The sequence below is a fragment of the Kitasatospora sp. NPDC056651 genome, assembly GCF_042792155.1.
Lineage (GTDB): Bacteria > Actinomycetota > Actinomycetes > Streptomycetales > Streptomycetaceae > Kitasatospora.
Genome location: NZ_JBHTWX010000206.1, coordinates 1 through 5,509, shown reverse-complemented (window position 1 = coordinate 5,509; position 5,509 = coordinate 1). Strand labels below are relative to the sequence as shown.

The 5,509-nt window shown below is 72.3% G+C and carries 3 protein-coding genes; all 3 read right to left on the bottom strand.

The window, feature by feature from the left end; all coding sequences use genetic code 11:
- Positions 1-3,265: amino acid adenylation domain-containing protein (locus tag ACFRAR_RS38175; protein ID WP_380704963.1), on the bottom strand; the 3,265-nt coding region annotated here is incomplete at its 3' end.
- 60 nt (positions 3,266-3,325) lie between these two features.
- Positions 3,326-3,553 carry an MbtH family protein gene (locus ACFRAR_RS38170; protein ID WP_380704961.1) on the bottom strand — a complete coding sequence of 76 codons (228 nt, stop codon included), beginning with the start codon at positions 3,551-3,553 and terminating at the stop codon, positions 3,326-3,328.
- Between the two features lie 184 nt (positions 3,554-3,737).
- A partial coding sequence (locus ACFRAR_RS38165) for a condensation domain-containing protein (RefSeq protein WP_380704959.1) occupies positions 3,738-5,509 on the bottom strand: 1,772 nt, incomplete at its 5' end.

The following is a 5,509-nucleotide window of genomic DNA, read 5'->3' as shown; positions in this document are numbered from 1 at the left end:
TGGTGCCGTCGGCGACGACGGCGATGGTGTCCGGGGTGAGTGTGGTCTGGCGTTCGATCAGTTCCGGTACGCTCACGTTCCCGCTGCCCGGGCGGTCGGTCGCGTTCCAGCTTGTCAGCAACGCCGAATCCTCACGCGACACCAACGAGGCGGATTCGAGCCGGCCGTGCGGGTCGGTGGCGAAGGACTCCAGCAGGCGGACGAAGCCGTCAGCCATCCGCTCGACGGTCGAGCGGTCCAGGATCGAGGTCGCGTACTCGAAGGTACCGACCAGTGAACCGTCGGCCTGGCGCTTCATGTAGAGAGTCAGGTCGGTCTTGGCGATGGTCAGGGCTTCCTGGAGCGACGTCAGGTCGTCGGCGCCGTCCTCGGAGTGCGGGGTCTCGCCGAAGAGCTCGTCGTGCAGGTCGAAGGCAACCTGGTAGAGCGGGGTGCGGGACATGTCGCGGTCCACCGCGAGCTCGTCCACCAGCCGCTCGAACGGCAGCTGGTCGTGGGTGAAGGCTTCCCGGCAGGTGTCGCGCAGCCGGGTGACGGCCTCGATGTAGCTGAGGTCGCCCTCCAGCCGGCAGCGCAGCACCAGGCTGTTGAGGAAGAAGCCGACCATGCCTTCGAGTTCAGGGCGGTTGCGGGAGGTCACCGGCGTGCCGACCGGGACGTCCCACTGGCCGCTGTAGCGGCTGAGCAGGGTGGCGAAGGCGGTCAGCAGCGTCATGAACGGGGTGGCGCCCTGCTGTCGGCCGATGCCGAGGAGGGCCTTGGCGACAGGGGCGGGGACGGCGAAGGGGACGGTGTCGCCGGCGGCGGAGCGGACGGCCGGGCGCACCCGGTCGAGCGGCAGTTCGACGGTGGTCAGGTCGTCCAGCATCGAGTGCCAGTACTCGAGTTCGTGCTTGACGACCTCGTCGGTGAGCTGCTCCTGCTCCCAGGTCGCGTAGTCGGCGTACTGGACGGTGAGCTCGGGTAGCTCCGACCCGCGGCCGGCGGCGCGGTCGGCCAGCAGGGTGCGCAGCTCGCGTTCCAGGATGCCGGCGGACCAGCCGTCGAAGGCGATGTGGTGGACCGTCACCAGGAGGCCGGCGGGCTGGTCGGGGAGCCGCACGAGCACGACACGGATGACCGGGCCGCTGGTCAGGTCGAAGCCCTGGCCCAGCTCCTCGCGCAGCAGCGCGGTGAGCTCCTCGCGGGGGATCTCACGGACCCGGACGGGCACCGTGGCGGTGGCGGCCGGGATCTGGACGGGCTCGCCGCCTACCGCGGTGTACGTGGTGCGAAGGATCTCGTGCCGGTCGACCACGGTGTCGACGGCCTGCTGCACGTCCCGGGTGTCGGCGCCCTCGGGGACGCGGAGCCACAGGCCGGTCACCCACTCGGGGTTCCGCGGTTCCAGCTGGTCCAGGAACCAGAGCCGGCGTTGGCCGAAGGAGAGCGGGAGGGCGCCGTCCCGGCCGATCGGCAGGACCGGGTCGGACGGGGCGCCGCCGGGCGCGAGCAGCAGGGCCTGCGACTCGACGGTGCCGGCGCCGAACAGGGCGCGCAGCGGGATGTCCTGGCCGGAGGCGGCGCGCAGCTGGTTGGCCAGCATGGTCAGCTGCAGGGAGGAGACCCCGAGCCGGAAGACGTCGTCGTGCACGCTGAGCGGCTCGGTGCCGAGGACGGCGGCCCAGGCCCTGGCGACCTGGCGCTCGGCCGTGGTGCGCGGCGCGACCCGCGCCTTCTGGGCCGGGTCGGCCATCGCGTCGGGGGAGGGCAGGGCGGCCCGGTCGACCTTGCCGTTGGCGGTCAGCGGGAACTCCGCGACCCGGACGAAGACCGAGGGGACGTGGGTGGCCGGGAGCCGCTCGCGCAGGAACGCGCGCAGCTCGTCGTGGGAGAGGTCGTCCTCGCCCCGGACGTAGGCGGCGAGCAGGTAGCCCGCGGTGCCGCGGAAGGAGGTGATCACCGCGGCCTGGACCGCGGGGTGCGCGGCGAGCGCGTTCTCGATCTCGCCCGGCTCGATCCGGACGCCGTTGATCTTGACCTGGTGGTCGGTGCGGTCGACGTACTCCAACGTGCCGTCGGAGCGCCAGCGGACCAGGTCGCCGGTGCGGTAGAGGCGGGTGCCGGGCTTGCCGTACGGGTCCGGGACGAACCGCTCGGCGGTGAGGCTCGGCAGGCCCAGGTAGCCGCGGGCGACGCCCGCGCCACCGAGGAACAGTTCGCCGACGACGCCGACCGGGACCGGCACGAAGGTCGGGTCGAGGACCAGGACCTGGGTGCCCTTGATGGGTCGGCCGATCGGGATCTGGCCCGAGGTCTGCGAACCGTCGAAGAGGTGCTCGGTCGCGTTGATGGAGCACTCGGTGGGGCCGTAGCCGTTCCAGACCTCCAGCTCGCTCTGCCGGCGGGCCCGCTGGACCAGCTCGGCGTGCAGCGGCTCGCCGGCCGACAGCAGCAGGCGCAGCGAGGTGCAGTCCTGCCAGCCGGGCTCCTCGACCAGCAGTCGCAGGACCGACGGGACCACCTGGAGGACGGTGACGTTGTTCTCCGCGACGACGCGGACCATCGCGGCCGGGTCCCGCTCCACTCCGGCGGGCGCCATGACCACGGTCGCGCCACCGATCAGCGGGGCGAACAGCTCCAGGGCGGAGGCGTCGAAGGTGAGCGTGGTCTTCTGCAGCACCCGGTCACCGGCGGCGATCCGGTGCTCCTCGGCGGTGCGGCGGGTGATGTGGGCGATGCCGGTGTGGCTGATCACGACGCCCTTGGGGCGCCCGGTCGAGCCGGAGGTGTACATCACGTACGCGGCGTTGTCCGGGGTCACCTCGGTGGCCGGAGCGTGCTGCGGGTGGCTCGCGATCTCCTCGCGCAGGTCGTCGAGCACCAGGGTACGGACCCCGGGCCGGTCCACCGCCTCCGCCGACCGGCGGTCGACGACCACCAGTTCGGCGCCGGTGTTCTCGAGGACCCACTCCGTGCGGCTGCGCGGGTGGTGGGCGTCGAGCGGTACGTACGCGGCGCCGGCCTTCCACACCGCGAGCAGCGTGACCAGAAGGTCGGTGCCGCGCTGCACGCAGACGCCGACCAGCCGCTCCGGGGCGGCGCCGTGGGTGACCAGGAGGTGCGCCAACTGGTTGGAGCGCGCCTCCAGTTCGCCGTAGGTCAGGTCACCACCGGCGGCGCTGACCGCCACGGCGTCCGGCGCAGCCGCGGCTTGGCCGGCGATCAACGCGTAGGTGAGCGAGGACTCGCCGACATGGGCGTTCGGCTGCGGCTGGCTGGACATCTGCATCCTTCGAGTGGTGAACGGCGATGGCGGTGGACGACGGGCGACGGGTGACGGGTGCTACTCGGCGGCCGCCGTGGCGGCTTCCTCCATCCGGCGGCGCAGGCTCAGCGGACGCATGTCGGTCCACACGGCGTCGATGTGCGTCAGGCACTCGTCCTGGGAGCCCACGGTGCCCTCGGCGGTCCAGCCCGCCGGCAGGTCGCGGTCGGCCCACCAGATCGAGTACTGCTCCTCCTCGTTGCGGACGACCCGGTAGGTGGGCTCGGAGGTCTGTGCGTCGGCCATGGTGAAGTACTCCGAATGTCTTGGGAACGGGCGGCCGGGCAGGGCCGGCACGGTTGTGTGGACTAGCTCATCAGCGCGGCTCTGCCGGTCGGCATACTCCGGCTATACGAGCGCTATATCGGGGCCCCTGCCCCACCGCCCCGGAGATCACGGGCTCCGGGGCGGTGGTGCGCCGGGTGGTGCGTCAGGCGCCGTAGCCGCCCCACTCGACCAGGAGCTGGTGGCGCTCCTGGGGGGTGAGGATGTCGACCTGGCCGACGCCCAGCTCCGGCTGGTCGGCGATGGTGCGCAGCAGCCCTTCGAGCCGGGAGAGCCAGCGGCGGGCGTCCTCCGCGGGGAACGCGTCGGTGCGGTAGGCGAGCCGGAGCGCGAGCCGGGGGCCGGGGATCACCGACAGGGCGAGCGGGTAGTGGGTGGCGTCGACCGCCTGGATCCCGGCGAGCCGCAGGCCCTCGGCGGGGGAGTGCCAGGCGGAGGGGTCCAGCGGGTAGCTCTCGAAGACCGTGGTGGTGTCGAAGAGCGTGCCGTGGCCCGCCAGTTGCTGGATCTCGGTGAGTCCCAGATGGTGGTGGTCGATCAGTTCGGTCTGCTGCTCCTGGACCCGGGCCAGCAGCCGGGCGATGGTCTCGTCCGGCCGCAGCCGGACCCGGACCGGCAGGGTGTTGATCAGGAGACCGACCATCTTCTCGATGCCGGGGACCTCCGGAGGGCGCCCGGAGACGGTGGTCCCGAAGACCACGTCCTCCCGTGAGGTGGTGCGGGCCAGCAGGATGCCCCAGGCAGTCTGGACGACCGTGCTGAGCGTGGCCTCGCACTGGCGGGCCCGCTCGGTGAGCCTGGCGGTGACGTCCTCCGGCAGCTCGGCGACGAGCAGTTCGGGCAGTACGCCGGCCCGGTCGGCCACTTCCCGGGCGACCAGGGTGGGGCCTTCCAGCCCGGCGAGCTCGGCCGACCAGGCGGTGCGGGCCGCGTCGAGGTCCTGGGCGGCGAGCCAGCCCAGGTAGTCGCGGTACGGGGTGACTCGCGGCAGGCCCGCGTCGTCGCCCTGCTGGGCGTACAGCGCCAGCAGTTCGCCGATCAGGACGGCCGAGGACCAGCCGTCCCACAGGATGTGGTGGTTGGTCAGGACGAACCGGTGTCGCTCCGGGGCGAGCTTCACCAGCAGGAAGTCGAGCAGTGGCGGCCGGCGGAGGTCGAAGGCGCGGTCGCGGGCCCGGGCGGCGAGGTGCTCGGCCTCGGCCTGGCGTTCGGCTTCGCCCAGTTCCGTCAGGTCGGCCTCGGTCCAGGGCAGTCGGACGTCGCGCACCACGACCTGGACCGGGCGTTTGAGGCCGTCGTGGCGGAAGGCGGCTCGCAGGTTGGGGTGGCGGTGGAGCAGCCGCTCGCCGGCCGTGCGCAGGGCCGCCGCGTCCAGCTTCCCCTCGAAGTCGAACGCCACCTGGGCCGTGTAGACGTCGGTGTCTCGCTCGTCCAGCAGGGCGTGGAAGAGGAACCCCTCCTGCAGCGGGGAGAGCGGCAGCACGTCCTCCAGGCCGGGGTAGGTGGCCTCGTACACGTCCAGTTCGTCCTGGGTGAGGTCGACCAGGGGCAGGTCGGAGGGGGTGTGGCTGCCGGCGTTGGTGCTGCGGGCGTGGGTGGCCAGGCCGTGCAGGGCGTCCTGCCAGAGCTGGGCCAGTTGGTGGACCTCGGCTTCGGTGAGCAGGCCGTCGGGCCAGGACCAGGTGGCTTCCAGGACGGGGCCGTCGGGTCGTTCGTGGGTGATGGCGTTGACTTCCAGCGCGTGCGCCAGCGGCATGCCCGGGTCCGCGCCGCCGCCCGCCAGGCCGCGCTCCGGCAGGACGTCCCAGTCGAGGAGTGTGCTGGTGCCCATTCGGCCGAGGTAGTTGAAGGAGATCTGTGGGGTGGTGAGTGGTTGGAGTGCGGTGGTGGTGGTGGGGTTGAGGTGGCGGAGGAGGC